The 14,463-nt window shown below is 57.8% G+C and carries 18 protein-coding genes and 1 tRNA gene; 9 read left to right on the top strand and 10 right to left on the bottom strand.

Annotated features, from left to right (window positions below; genetic code table 11):
• Positions 1-26 precede the first annotated feature (26 nt).
• The gene (locus ACGKZZ_RS00290; RefSeq protein WP_411221431.1) at positions 27-1,049 is read right to left on the bottom strand and encodes a LacI family DNA-binding transcriptional regulator; all 1,023 of its coding nucleotides are present in this window, start codon (positions 1,047-1,049) and stop codon (positions 27-29) included.
• 128 nt (positions 1,050-1,177) lie between these two features.
• Between ACGKZZ_RS00290 and ACGKZZ_RS00285 the strand changes: the two genes are divergently transcribed.
• Positions 1,178-1,254, top strand: a tRNA-Arg gene (locus ACGKZZ_RS00285).
• Between the two features lie 154 nt (positions 1,255-1,408).
• Here the strand turns inward: ACGKZZ_RS00285 and ACGKZZ_RS00280 are convergent.
• From ACGKZZ_RS00280 to fliL, 3 genes are read right to left on the bottom strand one after another with little or no spacing between them, the layout of a single operon-like run.
• Entirely contained in the window at positions 1,409-2,014 is a 606-nt protein-coding gene (locus ACGKZZ_RS00280; protein ID WP_411221430.1) for a MotE family protein, read from the bottom strand.
• On the bottom strand, positions 2,011-2,364 hold the full coding sequence (locus ACGKZZ_RS00275) for a hypothetical protein (RefSeq protein ID WP_411221429.1): 354 nt from the start codon (positions 2,362-2,364) through the stop codon (positions 2,011-2,013). The genes ACGKZZ_RS00280 and ACGKZZ_RS00275 overlap by 4 nt, the downstream gene beginning before the upstream one ends.
• A gap of 9 nt (positions 2,365-2,373) precedes the next feature.
• Entirely contained in the window at positions 2,374-2,904 is a 531-nt protein-coding gene (gene fliL, locus ACGKZZ_RS00270; RefSeq protein ID WP_411221428.1) for a flagellar basal body-associated protein FliL, read from the bottom strand.
• Positions 2,905-2,999: 95 nt separating this feature from the next.
• On the opposite strand from fliL, the gene fliF reads away from it, so the two are divergent.
• Genes fliF through fliP form a run of 4 tightly spaced genes read left to right on the top strand, consistent with a single transcriptional unit; the run spans position 3,000 to position 6,209 of the window.
• Positions 3,000-4,589, top strand: a complete 1,590-nt coding sequence (gene fliF / locus ACGKZZ_RS00265) for a flagellar basal-body MS-ring/collar protein FliF (RefSeq protein WP_411221427.1) — start codon at positions 3,000-3,002, stop codon at positions 4,587-4,589.
• The gene (locus ACGKZZ_RS00260; RefSeq protein WP_411221426.1) at positions 4,586-5,188 is read left to right on the top strand and encodes an ABC transporter ATP-binding protein; all 603 of its coding nucleotides are present in this window, start codon (positions 4,586-4,588) and stop codon (positions 5,186-5,188) included. The genes fliF and ACGKZZ_RS00260 overlap by 4 nt, the downstream gene beginning before the upstream one ends.
• Positions 5,181-5,477 (top strand): FliM/FliN family flagellar motor switch protein, encoded by a 297-nt coding sequence (locus ACGKZZ_RS00255; RefSeq protein ID WP_411221425.1) that lies wholly within the window; start codon positions 5,181-5,183, stop codon positions 5,475-5,477. Before ACGKZZ_RS00260 ends, ACGKZZ_RS00255 begins: the two co-directional genes overlap by 8 nt.
• 3 nt (positions 5,478-5,480) lie before the next feature.
• Complete coding sequence (fliP, locus tag ACGKZZ_RS00250) at positions 5,481-6,209, top strand: flagellar type III secretion system pore protein FliP (protein WP_411221424.1); 729 nt, start codon at positions 5,481-5,483, stop codon at positions 6,207-6,209.
• A gap of 2 nt (positions 6,210-6,211) precedes the next feature.
• On the opposite strand, the gene ACGKZZ_RS00245 is transcribed toward fliP, so the two are convergent.
• The 6 genes from ACGKZZ_RS00245 to sfsA form a co-directional block, all read right to left on the bottom strand.
• Positions 6,212-6,790 carry an extensin family protein gene (locus tag ACGKZZ_RS00245; RefSeq protein WP_411221423.1) on the bottom strand — a complete coding sequence of 193 codons (579 nt, stop codon included), beginning with the start codon at positions 6,788-6,790 and terminating at the stop codon, positions 6,212-6,214.
• A gap of 263 nt (positions 6,791-7,053) precedes the next feature.
• On the bottom strand, positions 7,054-7,965 hold the full coding sequence (locus ACGKZZ_RS00240; RefSeq protein ID WP_411221422.1) for a prephenate/arogenate dehydrogenase family protein: 912 nt from the start codon (positions 7,963-7,965) through the stop codon (positions 7,054-7,056).
• The gene (gene hisC / locus ACGKZZ_RS00235; protein WP_411221421.1) at positions 7,962-9,047 is read right to left on the bottom strand and encodes a histidinol-phosphate transaminase; all 1,086 of its coding nucleotides are present in this window, start codon (positions 9,045-9,047) and stop codon (positions 7,962-7,964) included. Before hisC ends, ACGKZZ_RS00240 begins: the two co-directional genes overlap by 4 nt.
• 87 nt (positions 9,048-9,134) lie before the next feature.
• Positions 9,135-9,812, bottom strand: a complete 678-nt coding sequence (locus ACGKZZ_RS00230) for a hypothetical protein (RefSeq protein ID WP_411221420.1) — start codon at positions 9,810-9,812, stop codon at positions 9,135-9,137.
• An 11-nt stretch (positions 9,813-9,823) separates the two neighbouring features.
• Positions 9,824-10,639 (bottom strand): type I methionyl aminopeptidase, encoded by an 816-nt coding sequence (gene map / locus ACGKZZ_RS00225; protein WP_411221419.1) that lies wholly within the window; start codon positions 10,637-10,639, stop codon positions 9,824-9,826.
• 67 nt (positions 10,640-10,706) lie between these two features.
• Positions 10,707-11,423: a DNA/RNA nuclease SfsA gene (sfsA, locus tag ACGKZZ_RS00220; protein ID WP_411221418.1), complete on the bottom strand. Its 717-nt coding sequence runs from the start codon at positions 11,421-11,423 to the stop codon at positions 10,707-10,709.
• 46 nt (positions 11,424-11,469) lie between these two features.
• Here sfsA and ACGKZZ_RS00215 point away from each other — a divergent pair, with 46 nt between their 5' ends.
• Genes ACGKZZ_RS00215 through ACGKZZ_RS00200 form a run of 4 tightly spaced genes read left to right on the top strand, consistent with a single transcriptional unit; the run spans position 11,470 to position 14,417 of the window.
• Positions 11,470-12,192 (top strand): competence/damage-inducible protein A, encoded by a 723-nt coding sequence (locus ACGKZZ_RS00215; protein WP_411221417.1) that lies wholly within the window; start codon positions 11,470-11,472, stop codon positions 12,190-12,192.
• A complete protein-coding gene (locus ACGKZZ_RS00210) occupies positions 12,189-12,926 on the top strand; it encodes a GNAT family N-acetyltransferase (RefSeq protein ID WP_411221416.1) in 738 nt (245 codons plus the stop codon). The genes ACGKZZ_RS00215 and ACGKZZ_RS00210 overlap by 4 nt, the downstream gene beginning before the upstream one ends.
• A complete protein-coding gene (locus ACGKZZ_RS00205; protein ID WP_411221415.1) occupies positions 12,923-13,495 on the top strand; it encodes a peroxidase-related enzyme in 573 nt (190 codons plus the stop codon). Before ACGKZZ_RS00210 ends, ACGKZZ_RS00205 begins: the two co-directional genes overlap by 4 nt.
• Positions 13,467-14,417 carry an OmpA family protein gene (locus ACGKZZ_RS00200; RefSeq protein ID WP_411221414.1) on the top strand — a complete coding sequence of 317 codons (951 nt, stop codon included), beginning with the start codon at positions 13,467-13,469 and terminating at the stop codon, positions 14,415-14,417. Before ACGKZZ_RS00205 ends, ACGKZZ_RS00200 begins: the two co-directional genes overlap by 29 nt.
• Positions 14,418-14,463 lie beyond the last annotated feature (46 nt).

Below are 14,463 nucleotides of genomic sequence, written 5' to 3'. Positions count from 1 at the left end.
ACAAAAAAGGGCCTGCGGGCCCTTTTTTATCGACGGAGCGTTTCACCGTAGCTGATTTTCGGCGTCAGTTCGATGACTTGTGGAGTTTCGATTTCCGGAGAGTTGACGCGCTGAGCTATGATCTCGGCCGCCTTTTCGCCGATCTCAGTTCGACACGCATCCATCGTCGCGAGTTGTTTGGGCAGACCCTCCAGCAACTCGACCCCATTGAAGCCCGCCAGCCCGATCTGGTCCGGAATCGGCACGCCTTTGTCGAGCAGTGACAAGAGCCCTCCTGCGGCGATCATATCGTTGGAATAATAAAGAAAATCCAATTCGGGATCGCGTTCAAGCATTGTCGTTGTCATTTCCCGACCTTTGGCCAATGCAGAGCCACCGGAGTAAAATTCCTGATCCGCCACCTCGACACCCGCCTTGGCCAGCGCTTCGGTAAACCCTTCGAAACGTTTGCGGGCCCGGTGATCAAGCGGCATCTTTGTGCCCAGAAATCCGATGCGTTCGTACCCGGCTTTGAGAATAGCCTGCGCCATGACCCGCCCGGCACGCCGGTGCGAGATGCCGACCATCGCATCAATCGGCGTGCCATCAACATCCATGATCTCTACGACCGGAATCCCGCTTGCCTTGAGCATTGCCCGCGAGGCATCGGTGTGCTCAAGCCCGGCAATGATCACGCCTGACGGCCGCCAGGATAGCATCTCGTACAAAACGCGCTCTTCTTTTTCAGGAAGGTAGTCTGTCACGCCGACAACAGGCTGCAATTCGGTTTCTTCCAGAATCGAACTTATGCCAGACATGACTTCGGGAAATACCATGTTCCGCAGGCTGGGAATGATCACTGCAACAAGATTGACCCGTTGGCTCGCCAGTGCACCGGCAATCTTGTTTGGAACGTAGCCAAGCGATTTTGCCGCAGACAAAACCCTTTCGCGCGTCGTTTTCGAAACGTCCCCTCGATTGCGGAGGACGCGGCTAACGGTCATTTCCGAAACGCCCGACGCCTCCGAAACATCGCGGAGCGTGAGCGGGCGGGTATCGTCATGTGCCAAGTGCGTGATCCTGTTGCTGCCAAATCGACGTTACCCCAATCCGTCGTAAACCAGCAAGCCATTGCGCGGAACTCAGGGCAACGGAAGTGATGACAAATGCGCTTCGTGCATCTAGAGCTATCCCTTGTGGCCCCGTGGCTCAACTGGATAGAGCAGCCCCCTCCTAAGGGGCAGGTTGCAGGTTCGAATCCTGCCGGGGTCGCCAAAGCTGGCACTTCTTTCGGGTTGTTCACCAAGGCAAGAACTTGGAGTAGAACTTCGAAAACCTGCGGGCTGCCAACCGACCGACTAGTCTATTAATACAGACTGTTGTCACAAGATTTGTCCAACAACGGGTTCTCGAAATACACATAACAGTATCATTCGAGTTTTATACCTGTGTTTCGACCGGCCAGCTCAACACTGACGCTGTAAGCTTTTTCAGGTGTAAGCCCAGCCATCACTCGAGCCGCGCTGTCGGGAGGCATTCGAGCAAGGAAACCGGCGGCGAAGCTGGCGTCCATTTGTTCGAATAATGCGGCCGCCTGTTTTGGCTTCATGTTTGAATATACTTGGGTAAGTTGCGCCACGTCGTTCTCAGCCGCATCAGATGCAATACTTATTGTCTTTCGCAGGCTTTGTTCGGCGTACTCCAGTTTTTCGAGCTCCTTTTCTATAGCGGTTTCGGCGGCATTAACAGCCTCTTCGCGCTCGGCGATTTCCTTTTCACGTTCAACGAGACGCGCCTCTCTCTCTTTGATCGCGGCCAGCGCGACATTTAAATGCTCGGGTCTGGCCAAGTCCTTGTTTGCGGGGACGTCAGTCGTTTCAGGCAATTGTTGGGCCGTTTCGCTTGCAATCACCTGACCCGCCTCAGTTGAAATGCGCAACAGCGCCGACAGAACGAGCAGCGTCCCCACAATCGCGAGTGTCCCTTTCGCCGGCTTGGCCTTCCGCGGGCGTTTGCGATGGCTGTCGGTTTTCATCGTGGATCTCCGGAATAACGTGAAAATACCGGCTCGGCCGGGGGCGGCGACACCTCTTCCGAAGCCTGCGGCAAATCATGCAACGCGGCGACCATCAGCTCTAGGCGTTTGGCGGCACCTTCTGCGCGGTCGGTCAGGTTCTTTAGCGTATCGCTTGAGTGAGATGCAGTGCCTTGAGCAGCCTCAAGCGCGGATTGCAGATCGGTGACCTGTGCGGACAAAACCGCGACAGCTGCTCCTACACCATTCTCGAGATCGGTAAATTTGGTTAGGCGGCGTGATAAAACGAAACAATATAGTCCCGCACCAAGCGCGCCGGCGACCAATAGGATATCTGCGACAAGATCCATCTGAACCCCTCAATTTAGTATGAATTCTGTCACCATGAGGCCATTGGCTTTACCCAGGCCCACCACCATGACGATCCGGCGAAAAAGATGCAGTCGAATTTTGAATAAAGCGCCTACACCTTCGATATCTTCTGCTGTCAATGCTCTTAAATATCCGTTCATGAGATCCTGAATGCGGGGCAACAGAAATTCGACATCACTTTTATATTCTGCAGGAACCTCGATCTGCCCGGAAAACCGCAGGTGATCGTTTTTTGCATCCGGAGGGAGCGTCACGATCAGTGTGGGGATTGGTACGAAGGCGATATCGGGACGCTCTTCAACCGATTGGGTCGGACCGGGCGAGGTTTTTTCGCCGCCCCCGATTGGAATCACGCCCGTCGAGACGCCGACATATCCCAGCCCCGCTCCAAGGAAGCACAGAGCGACCGACAGGATAAGGCCAAGCTTCGATGATTTTTGCGCCTCTCCGTTTTGTATTTGGTCATCGCTTTCAGCCGCCGCTGCCATCATCCAGTCCACTTCATGAGTCTCGATCATGCTTTTATCGGTCAGGCACTAACCGATTGTTAACACGAAGCGGCAATAAGGGGTCTTAGCAAAGAAACAGAATGTTTTTGGGTCGGAGGGTAGAGGTGCAGCAAATACTGGCAGTGTGGAACGGTTTGAACACCGCACGCAAATTGGTTGTCATTGGATCGACGATCGCAATCTTTCTAGCAGTTCTTGGCATGTCCCAATTGGTGACACAGCCGAGAATGACTCTTTTATATTCCGGGCTCGACCCTGCTGCGGCAGGCGAAGTCGTTCAAGCTTTGCAGCAGAGGGGCGCGGCATTCGAAGTGCGCGGCAATTCCGTCTTCGTCTCCGACGCGGAACGTGATGAATTGCGGTTGACCCTGGCCAGCGAAGGTCTTCCCGCAAGTTCGGGTCAAGGCTATGAACTGCTCGACAACCTGACCGGGTTCGGAACGACCTCGCAGATGTTCGACGCGGCCTATCTGCGTGCGAAAGAGGGAGAACTGGCCCGAACGATTGTGTCATCGCCGGACGTCGCCAGCGCTCGCGTGCACATCGCAACGGGCAGCGACAGCCCCTTCCGTCGCGATCTCTCGCCGAGCGCCTCTGTCCATGTGACGGCTCGGTCCGGTCGAATTGACCAGTTACAGGCACAGGCCATCCGGCATTTGGTTGCTTCGGCTGTAGCTGGTTTGGCGCCGACAGACGTGGCGATTGTCGATGCCCAAGCTGGACTTTTGTCATCGCAAGACGATGCAATGTCAGGGATGAACGACCAAGAACGCACGAAATCCCTGCGCGACAAGGTGCTTCGTTTGATCGAAGCGCGCGTTGGTCGTGGGAACGCTGTTGTTGAAGTCAGTATTGATAGGGTCATGGAAAGCGAGGCAATTACAGAGCGGCGTTTTGATCCCGACAGTCGCTTTGTCATCAGCTCCGATACCGAAGAACGCTCAGATCAGTCGGAAAACGCGGGTTCGGGCGATGTTACGGTTGCATCAAACTTGCCGGATGGTGATGCCAACGGATCGGAGACAGAGACCAGCCAAAGTTCGGAGACGCGCGAGCGTCTGAATTACGAGGTTTCGCAAACCACCCGCGAGATCGTAAAGGCTCCGGGAGCGATCAAGCGCTTGACCGTCGCAGCATTGGTGAATGGCAAGACCGAAATCAATGACCAAGGAGCGGAAGTCTTTGTTCCAATGCCCGACGAAGAAGTTGAAGCGCTGCGCGATCTAGTTGCTTCGGCAGTTGGATATGACGAAGCGCGAGGCGATGTCATCACTCTCAAATCCTTGTCATTCGAAGCGAGCGAAGTCTTGGGTTCCTCTCCGGTTCCCACCCCTTGGTTCGCTGGCCGGCTGGATGCCATGTCGATGATTCAGATCGCTGTTTTGGCCGTGGTTGCGTTGGTTCTGGGTCTGTTCGTCGTTCGACCGCTGCTCCTTTCGTCGCGCCGAACGTCAAATCTGTCTGCGATCGATCGACCACAGTCTGACGACGCGATGCCGGTTCTGACGGGAACCATCGAGCCGGATGGAGACATGTCGCTGCCCGTGTTGAGGAATGCACAGTCCGGAGAGGATGGATCGTCAGCTGAGGATGCGGTGTCTCGTTTGAAATCCCTGATTGAAGAGCGGCGCAGTGAAACCGTCGAGGTTTTGCGCAGCTGGCTTGATGAGCCGAACGCGGAGGATGCAAGATGACCGCAATGACCGTTTATCTAGAAGATTTCGGCACATCAACCAACCCAGGTTCGATGGAGACCTATTCAGATGAAATGCTGGAAACAGAACGGTTGGAGTCGTTTGACAAGGGCTACCGAGCGGGCTGGGACGATGCGATCAAAGCCAAGTCAGACGATGCAGAACAGTTGTCTGTCGCATTTTCGCAAAATTTGCAGGATCTTTCGTTTACCTATCACGACGTGCACGCGCAGGTTCTATCCAATCTCACGCCGCTGTTTGATGAAATCATGCGGAAGATGTTGCCTGCACTCGCGAAGGACACGCTTGGAGCGCATATCTGCGATAAATTGACGAGTTTGGCCAAGGAAACAGGCACCACAACGATATCGATAGTTGTCTCGCCCGGCTCGGGCGAACAGGTTTCGAAATTGCTCAGCGATTGGGCAGGTGGTTTGCCGGTAACCGTGACTGAATCGACGAACGTCGCCGAAGGTCAGGCCGAAATACATCTGGGCGAAAAGGAGCTTTCCATCGATCTGGCTGGAGCCGTGCGCGAAATCACTCAAGCAGTGAGTTCCGTAATACACAAGGAAACGGAGGTTCGTTCGCATGGATAAATCAAGCGACTTGCTCGAAAAGCAGCGGTCCGATGCGGCATTCACGACGGTGCCGATCGAGATAACGGTGTCTGTAGGCCGTGCCCGGCCATTGGTCAGAGACTTGCTGCAATTGGAAGAGGGCTCGATCCTTGTACTGGATAAGCGTGTCGAGGATCCGGTGGACCTTTATGTCGGGGATCGGTTGATCGGCACGGGCGTTCTTGAAATCGCCGGTGCCGGAGAAAAGCAGGGCCAGATTTCCGTGCGTTTGCTTGAAGTTAACGATTTCGGCAAAGCGCGTGACTAGGCCATGACAAGGGCGGTATCGACGGCACTGTGTCTGTGCCTTTTATCGGCTGGTCCGGCCTTCGCCCAAAGTATATCGCTCGATTTTGGCAGTGGCGGGTCGGTGGCTGGCACGACGCTGCAATTGATTGCCTTGATCACGGTCTTGAGTGTCGCGCCGGGGATCGTCGTGACAGTCACGTGCTTCCCGTTCATTTTGACGGTCTTGTCCATTTTGCGCCAATCCATCGGGTTGCAGCAATCACCACCGAACATGCTGATCGTCAGTATCGCGCTGTTCCTGACATTCTTCGTTATGGAGCCAGTTCTTCTGCAATCGTGGGAGCAGGGCGTTCAGCCGTTGCTTGATGAGCAGATTGAAGCGGAGGAAGGATTTCGGCGCGGTTTTGAACCGTTTCGGGCGTTCATGGCAGCACAGGTCGATCCCGATACGTTCGCGACCATGGCGCGCATACGATCTGATCTCGAACTGACCGAGCCCAACGCCGATACACCGATTTCAATCCTGATCTCGACATTTTTACTCTCGGAACTCGCGCGCGCATTTCAGGTTGGGTTTTTGATCTTTATGCCATTTCTGGTTATCGATTTGGTTGTCGCAGCTGTACTGATGTCGATGGGAATGATGATGGTGCCGCCGGCGATCGTATCGCTACCGTTCAAGCTCGCGTTTTTCGTCGTGGCGAACGGGTGGTCATTGGTGGCGGAAAGCCTGGTCCGGTCTTACCAATGACGCTAGCGGCAATATGAGCCGCTTCGATATCGCGCAGTGTCGAAATGGAAATGATCGCGGTGAAACTTGTTTGCGGCCGGGCCCAGAACGGTCCCAAAGATTCCGCAGGCGCTGCGATGCATCTTCTTCAAAATCGCACCGGTGCCCGTTTCGCCCCACCCGTCCAGCAACGACACACTGCGCCCGTCTTGCAAACGGAAACCCGCGATGTCGATCGCCCGCCCCTTGCCATGTTCACTTATTTTTTCCCCGCGCTGGTTGTTCCGGGTCCGGCAAGAGTAATGCGCGGCGACCCTGATTTGCGTGATGCCTCCACCATACGTGCCGACCGCGGGTTTCATGCCCGTGTCGACCCAGCGTTTGAGAGCCTGTGCGGTCGCGCAATCCATAACCGCCTGTTGGCTCAAGCTCACTCCCGACACAGACCGCACGCGAACGCCCTGATTCACGCCGCACCCCGATATCCGTCCCGGAACAAGACCGACTGTCTCTCCCTGAATGGCAGGATCGCCGCAAACGGCACCCTTGGCGCGCATCTGGCGTTGGGCCATCGCCTTTTTGACGATGGCATCTGGGCGCACGAAAGGACGAAGGGAAAGACCGGTCGCTTGCGGTGAGAATGCTGCAAAAGCGCGATGATGTGCGGTACTGGCCACTAAGGGGATGCTATTGTGATCTGGATAGCTCTCGCGCTGGAACTGGCGGGCAAGTTGGCTGGCCAAGGCTGTTTCCAGCACTTCCGGCCGGGCGAGGGGGCGCAAGGAGGTGTCGGGCGAAGCAATGGCAACCCCCGCGATCAACATGCAAGCGCTCACCAAACTACTGAATAATCGCATTCCGCCTCCTATCTGGACCGTCCGAAATCCGCCGCCGCCGTGTCCTGTCCAGCTTCGATGATCCCGCGCCGGATTGCGCGCGTTCGGGTGAAATAATCGTGCAGCAGATCACCGTCCCCTTGTCGGATGGCGCGTTGCAACGCGAACAATTCCTCGGTGAAGCGTCCGAGGATTTCCAGCGTTGCGTCTTTGTTCATCAAGAAAACGTCTCGCCACATTGTGGGGTCCGAGGCCGCGATGCGCGTGAAGTCGCGAAAACCCGCAGCCGAATACTTGATGACTTCGCTGTCGGTGACACGCCGTAGATCATCGGCCACTCCGACCATCGTATAGGCGATCAGGTGCGGGCAATGCGACGTCACGGCAAGGACAAGGTCGTGGTGATCCGGGTCCATCACGTCCACATTCGAGCCGAGCGCCCGCCAGAATGCTTCGAGCGTTTCGACCGCGCGCGTGTCGCTATTTTCGGACGGCACAATCAGGCACCAGCGGTTGTCAAACAGCGTGGCGAACCCCGATTCGGGGCCGGAATGTTCGGTTCCGGCCAACGGGTGTGCGGGAACAAAGTGAACGGTTTCAGGAACATGCGGCGACACGTCGTCGATCACCTGGCGCTTGACCGATCCCACATCGGTGATCGTCGCTCCGGGTTTGAGGTGAGGCCCGATCTCTGCCGCGACGTGCCCCATAACGCCGACCGGCACGGCAAGAACGACGAGATCGGCGTCTTTGACCGCCTCGATTGCAGTGTCGCAGATCTGGTCACACAGGCCGATGCGCCGCGCGGTATCGCGGGTTTCGGAACTGCGCGCATAGCCGGTGACATGGCGCGCCGCGCCCGCGCGTTTCATCGCCCAGAACATCGAAGATGCGATCAATCCCAAGCCGATCAGAGCGACGCGCTCATAGGTCTGGGTCATCGCGCACCTGCCTTGAATTGCCCGATTGCGTGCGCCACCCGGCGGCAACTGGCCTCGTCACCGACAGTGATGCGAAGCGCGTGAGGTAGATTGTACGATCCGACTTGGCGAACGATAAGCCCCTGCTTTTGCAGGTATTCATTGCACGCGTCGGCTTCGGCGGCATCGCTGAAGCGGGCCAGAATGAAGTTTGCCATCGACGTGTCGGACGGAACACCATGCTCGGCCAGTGCTTCGGCAAGCCAACTGCGCCAGCGTGTGTTCTCCAAACGGCACTTTTCGATATATGCTGTATCGCGCACTGCGACCTCGGCGGCGGCAAGGGCAGTTCCTGACAGGTTGAACGGGCCGCGGATGCGGTTAAGCACGTCGATCACGGCCTTCGGAGCGTAGCCCCACCCGATCCGGAGACCGCCCAGACCGTAGATCTTGGAGAACGTTCGCGTCATCACGACGTTGTCGCGCGTTTCCACCAGTGCCGCGCCGCCGTCATAGCCCTCGACAAACTCGGCATACGCACCGTCGAGAACCAAAAGAGCTTGCGCCGGCAGGTTTTCCGCCAATCTTTCGATCTCTGCCAAGCCGATCATCGTGCCGGTCGGATTGTTGGGATTGGCGATAAAGACAATCCGCGTTTTGTCATTGCAGGCCGACAGGATCGCATCGACATCCGTCACACGTTCATGCTCGGGCACTTCGACAGGCGTTGCGCCGGAGGCAAGAGCGCAAATCTTGTAGAGCGCAAAGCCGTGCTCGGTGTGGATCACCTCATCGCCCGGTCCGGCATAGGCCTGGCAGAGAAACGTCAGGATCTCGTCTGAGCCGACACCGCAGATGATCTGGTCGGCATTGAGGCCGTGCACGTCCGCAATGGCGTTGCGGAGTCCGGCGTGGTCGGTCGAGGGATAACGATGCAGTTCCAGTACCGACCGGCGCACCGCTTCTTGCGCGGCAGGGCAGGGGCCGAAGGGGTTCTCGTTCGAACTGAGCTTCACCACATTGGACACACCGTCGACATGGGAGATGCCGCCAACATACAAAGCGATGTCCATGATGCCGGGTTGAGGTGTTATCTTTGTCATCTGTGCCTCCGCTGTGGACCACGGTTTAGCGGTGCGCGACGGTCAGGGAAAGCGACAAACGACCCCACCCGCAGAGCGCGCCGGAGTTTAGGGTCGCAGAATGCCATTCAACATCTCTTCATAAAGCAGGGGCGGACCCTCATAGGTTTCATCGCGGCGTATATCCAAGACGTGAACATCGGCGTGCTCGGTAACCGCCATTTCGACATCTTCGCGCGTCGTGATGAAGGAAAAGGTTGTCTGTTGCCCAAAGATTTGTCGGCCGAGTTTGCGGGCGAGCGTGTAGCGCTCTCTGGTCAGGCGAAACGCTTCCCAAGGGAAAACATTTTCGACCGTATCCGGCAAGTTGGGTTGCACGTTGGACCACACCAGATGGGTGTGTGCCGCGCTTACCGCAAACGTGAACGGCGCGGAAAGATGTGCAACCTTGCCCAAGAAGGCACTGCGTCGCGCGGCATGTTTCAGGGTGATTGCGGGGTCCGTTTCGTGAAAAAACGAAAACCCCGGCAGACCGGTGTTCAAAATCAGCGCGTCCCATCCGACGTAATACCGGTCTGGATCGGCCAGAATCTCTTCCAGAGCGCCTTCGGTCGCCAGCCGCATTATGTTGAGCGTCGCATCGAGAGACGCGATATTCCAGTCGAACAAACCTCTGACGAACGACGGTGCCGTGGCGGGGTGCCGCGTCATGAAATGCTCGAACTGGAACCGGTTGATGCAGCTTGACCCTATGGACAGGATGCGCGTCGGAAGGGCGTCGACCATTTGAACGCCGGTCAGGATTCGTAAGTTGGATGAAACCGACCGCCGGGAGAGGGCGTAAACACCTCGCATCCGTCTGACGTGATTCCGATGGAATGTTCGAATTGGGCCGAGAGGGATTTATCGCGGGTCACCGCGGTCCAATCATCGGCAAGAACCTTGGTTTCAGGACGGCCGAGGTTCACCATCGGCTCGATGGTGAAGAACATGCCTTCTTCCAGTCGGGGTCCGGTGCCGGCGCGCCCGTAATGCAGTACGTTGGGCGGCGCATGAAACACGCGCCCTAACCCGTGGCCACAGAAATCGCGCACCACAGACATGCGGTGGGCTTCGACAAAGGTCTGGATAGCATGTCCGATATCGCCGAACGTGTTTCCCGGCTTTGCGGCCTCGATCCCCTTGAACAGGGCGTCATGAGTGACCTGAACCAACCGCTCTGCCTTGCGGCTCAGCTTTCCGGCAACGTACATGCGGCTTGTATCACCGAACCAACCATCGACAATAACGGTCACGTCGATGTTGAGAATATCGCCGTCCTTGAGCTTCTTGTCACCGGGAATGCCGTGGCATATCACATGGTTCACGCTGATGCAACTTGCGTGCTGATATCCCTTGTACCCAATCGTCGCCGATTTCGCGCCCGCGTTTTCCACGCTGGTGCGGATGAAATCGTCTAATGCTCCGGTGGTTTGACCGACAAAAACATGGTCGGCCACATCGTCGAGTATCCGGGCGGCAAGCGCGCCGGCCTTGCGCATTCCGGCAAAGTCAGACGGGCTGTGAATGCGGATGCCTTCACGGGTCAAGCGATTGCCAGCGTCATTGTTCACGGATGCGTCTCCCAAAATGGTTGCGATATTTTAAACCCGTAAGCGCCCCATTGCCAGAGGCGCGGTATCAGGTCAAATCGGTGTCTTTCATCTTCACTGGTTTGCCCAAGGTGACCCCCTCGGGTGTGATACGGCAATCAAACACGCGTGTTTCAACTCCAGCCGTGGTGGCAGCGGCCCAGGCTTGTGCATATGTCGGGTCGATATCTGCGGCGAGCGTCATATTTTCACAATCGGTGCGCTGAACAAGGTAAAGCATCACCCCACGATGGCCAGCACGCACCATTTCGGACAATTCCATCAGGTGTTTGGTGCCGCGTTTCGTAACACTGTCGGGAAACTCGGCGAGCCCCTCGCGGCGCGAAAGCGTGACCGATTTGACCTCGACATATGTGTCGCGCCCCGCATCCTGAGAGAGTAGGAAATCAATCCGGCTGTTTTCGCCATACGGAACCTCGGCACGCAACGTATCGAAATCGTCAAGCCCCTGCACCTCGCGCGCCTCCAGCGCGGCGCGCAGCATTCGGTTGGGAACGCCCGTATCCACGCCGGTGAAATGTCCATTGCCATGTTCAACCAGACGCCACCCGAATTTCAGTTTCTTCTTCGGATCGTCATTCGGCTCGAGCCATATGCGCGTTCCCGGATCGGCCAGCCCCATCATGGAGCCGGGGTTGGCGCAATGCGCCGTGACCTCGCGCCCGTCTGCCAAGGTCACATCGGCCAGAAACCGTTTGTATCGCCGGATCAAAATGCCCGGCACAAGAGGGGTTTGAAAGCGCATGAGCCCCGCCTATACCTGTGAAATCAAGGGATCAAGGAGGCAGTTTATGCCCAATCCAACAGCCGCCATGCTGGTGATCGGAGACGAAATCCTTTCGGGACGAACGCGCGATGCGAACATGCATTATTTGGCGCAGGAATTGACCAAGGTGGGGATTGACCTGCGTGAAGTTCGGGTTGTCAGCGATGACCGAGATGCCATTGTCGGCGCGCTCAACGCGCTGCGCGCCAGTTATGACAGTGTCGTGACATCCGGGGGCATCGGGCCGACACATGACGACATCACCGCCGATTGCGTGGCCGCGGCGTTTGGTGTGCCGATTGACGTGCGCGAGGATGCCCGCTCGTTGTTGCAAGCGCATTACGACAGCCGAGGAATGGAGTTCAACGACGCGCGTAAACGCATGGCGCGTATTCCGGACGGAGCGACGCTGATCGAGAATCCGGTCTCGATCGCGCCAGGGTTCGCAATCGAAAACGTCTATGTCATGGCCGGTGTGCCTTCGGTGTTTCAGGCGATGGTGGCGACCGTGGTCCCGACGCTTTCGGGAGGGGCGCCGCTATTGTCGCAAACGTTGCGTATTGATCGTGGCGAGGGCGAGATTGCCGGTCCGCTGGCGGTCATCGCGCAAGCGTTTCCCGACCTGTCCATTGGCTCGTATCCGTTTCAGCTCAACGGCGCGTATGGATCGAATGTGGTGATCCGTGGCAGCGACGGCGCACGCGTCGATGCGGCCATGGCGCAGCTGGCCGAGGTATTCGCCCTATGACGCCAACGGTTGAAACGCTCTATGAAGTCACAGAGGCGACATGGCCACCCGCCGATCGCACGCCCGCAGGACCCTGGGTTCTGCGCAACGGTGCCGGCGGAGGCAAACGGGTGAGTGCGGCGACCGCGCAAGACGATTGGAGCGAGGATGACCTCCCGGCGGCAGAAAGCGCCATGCGCATGCTCGATCAGGATCCGTTGTTCATGATCCGCGAAGGCGAGGAAAACCTCGATCGCGCTTTGGAGGCGCGCGGGTATCAACTCATCGACCCGGTGAACCTCTGGCTGTGTCCGGTGGACCTGCTGACCGACATCGCCGTACCGCGACTCACCGCCTTTCCTATCTGGGAACCTTTGAACATCATGCGCGATATCTGGCACGCGGGTGGAATAGACGAGGCCCGCATTGCCGTGATGGAGCGTGTGACCGGCCCCAAGACAGGGATTTTCGGACGCATGAATGATAAATCCGCAGGGGCCGCGTTTTGCGCAATGCACAAGGACATCGCGATGGTGCACGCCATTGAAATTGCGCCGGATCACCGCCGCAATGGATTGGGCGTCTGGATGATGCGACAAGCGGCATTCTGGGCCAGGGCCAATGGTGCAAAGTGGCTTAGCGTTCTGTGCACACAGTCCAACGATGCTGCCAACGGTCTCTACGCTTCCCTCGGCATGAAGGTTGTGGGACAGTACCATTACCGCATCTTGCCCAAGACAGGCGACCAGACATGACCCAAGACACCCGCCCCACCGCGTTGAACTTGCCGATGGCAGACCCGCTGCCGCCGGAGACGCAGAAATATTTCGACGTCTGCCAGGACAAGCTCGGGATGGTTCCGAACGTGCTGCGCGCATATGCGTTCGACGTCGAAAAGCTCAATGCATTCACCGGCATGTATAATAACCTGATGCTGGCCGACAGCGGTTTGAGCAAGCTGGAGCGCGAAATGATTGCGGTCGTGGTCAGCGCGATCAACAAGTGTTTCTACTGTCTGACCGCGCATGGCGCGGCAGTGCGCGAGTTGTCCGGCGATCCGAAACTCGGAGAAATGCTGGTGATGAACTGGCGTGTTGCGGACCTGGAATACAGGCACCGCGCAATGCTCTCGATTGCCGAAAAAATCACCAAGACCAGCGCCGAAGTTGCGGAGTTCGACCGCGAGGCGCTGCGCGACGCAGGTTTTTCAGAGCGTGACATCTGGGACATCATCAACGTCACCGCCTTCTTCAACATGACCAATCGCGTGGCGAGCGCCACGGATATGCGGCCCAATGACGAGTATCACGCGCAGTCGCGCTAGCGCACGTGTCGGCCTATGCGCGGTACTGATTGCCATCGTCGGATCAAGCGCGTCGGCGCTTGATCTGGCGTTGCCGCCCGGAGCGCGTGTGACAGCAGAACGGGTGACCCCGTCCGGGCGGTACCTCCTGCCTATCGGGGCATGGAGCGAGGAGAAAGGCGTGCCCACGGCGGCACTTGACGGCGAGGTGCGGCGCACCGCGTGGCGCATCAACGGGGTCGGCATCACCACCGGACAAGTCAAGGGGCCGATCCGCGGTCAGCTCATGGAGGCCGGGTACGACATCATCTTTGAATGCGCGGCACGCAGCTGCGGCGGATTCGACTTTCGGTTTGGCACCGAAGTGCTGCTTGCGCCGAACATGTATGTCGATCTGACCGACTACCGGTTTTTATCAGCCAAGGCACCGGATGCCACACAGGCGCTGAGTCTTCTGGTCAGCCGCGATAGCGAGACCGTGTTTGTTCAGGTGATCGAAGTGGGTCCGGCGGGCCGGTCTGCGATTGCCACGAGTACCCAGCCTTCGGGTGTCGTTCCGACCAGCGCGGGCGATATAGTGGCGCAACTTGAAAGCGTCGGTCATGCGGTTCTGGCCGACCTTGATTTCGCAAGCGGATCAGCGGCGCTTGGTGATGATTCCTTGTCATCCCTCGATGCTGTCGTGGCGTATCTGATTGCGAATCCCGCGCGGCAAATCACCTTCGTGGGTCATACAGACGCCACCGGATCATTGGCGGCCAACGTTGCGCTTTCGCGTCGCCGGGCCGAGTCTGCACAAGCCTACGTCATTGCGCGCGGCGTGCCCGCGTCGCAGGTGTCGGCCGATGGGGTTGGGTATCTCTCGCCCCGCTCCAGCAATCTGACGCCAGAGGGGCGCGAGGCCAATCGGCGCGTTGAAGCGGTGCTGATCTCGGTTCAGTAGCTCGGGTTATCTCGAACATGCAGCAGGCCGGGGCTGTTGCCCCGGC

The sequence above is a fragment of the Marivita sp. S2033 genome, assembly GCF_046592965.1.
GTDB lineage: Bacteria > Pseudomonadota > Alphaproteobacteria > Rhodobacterales > Rhodobacteraceae > Marivita.
Note: the sequence above shows the minus strand (reverse complement) of the source record. Positions and strands in the feature narration are given on the sequence as shown.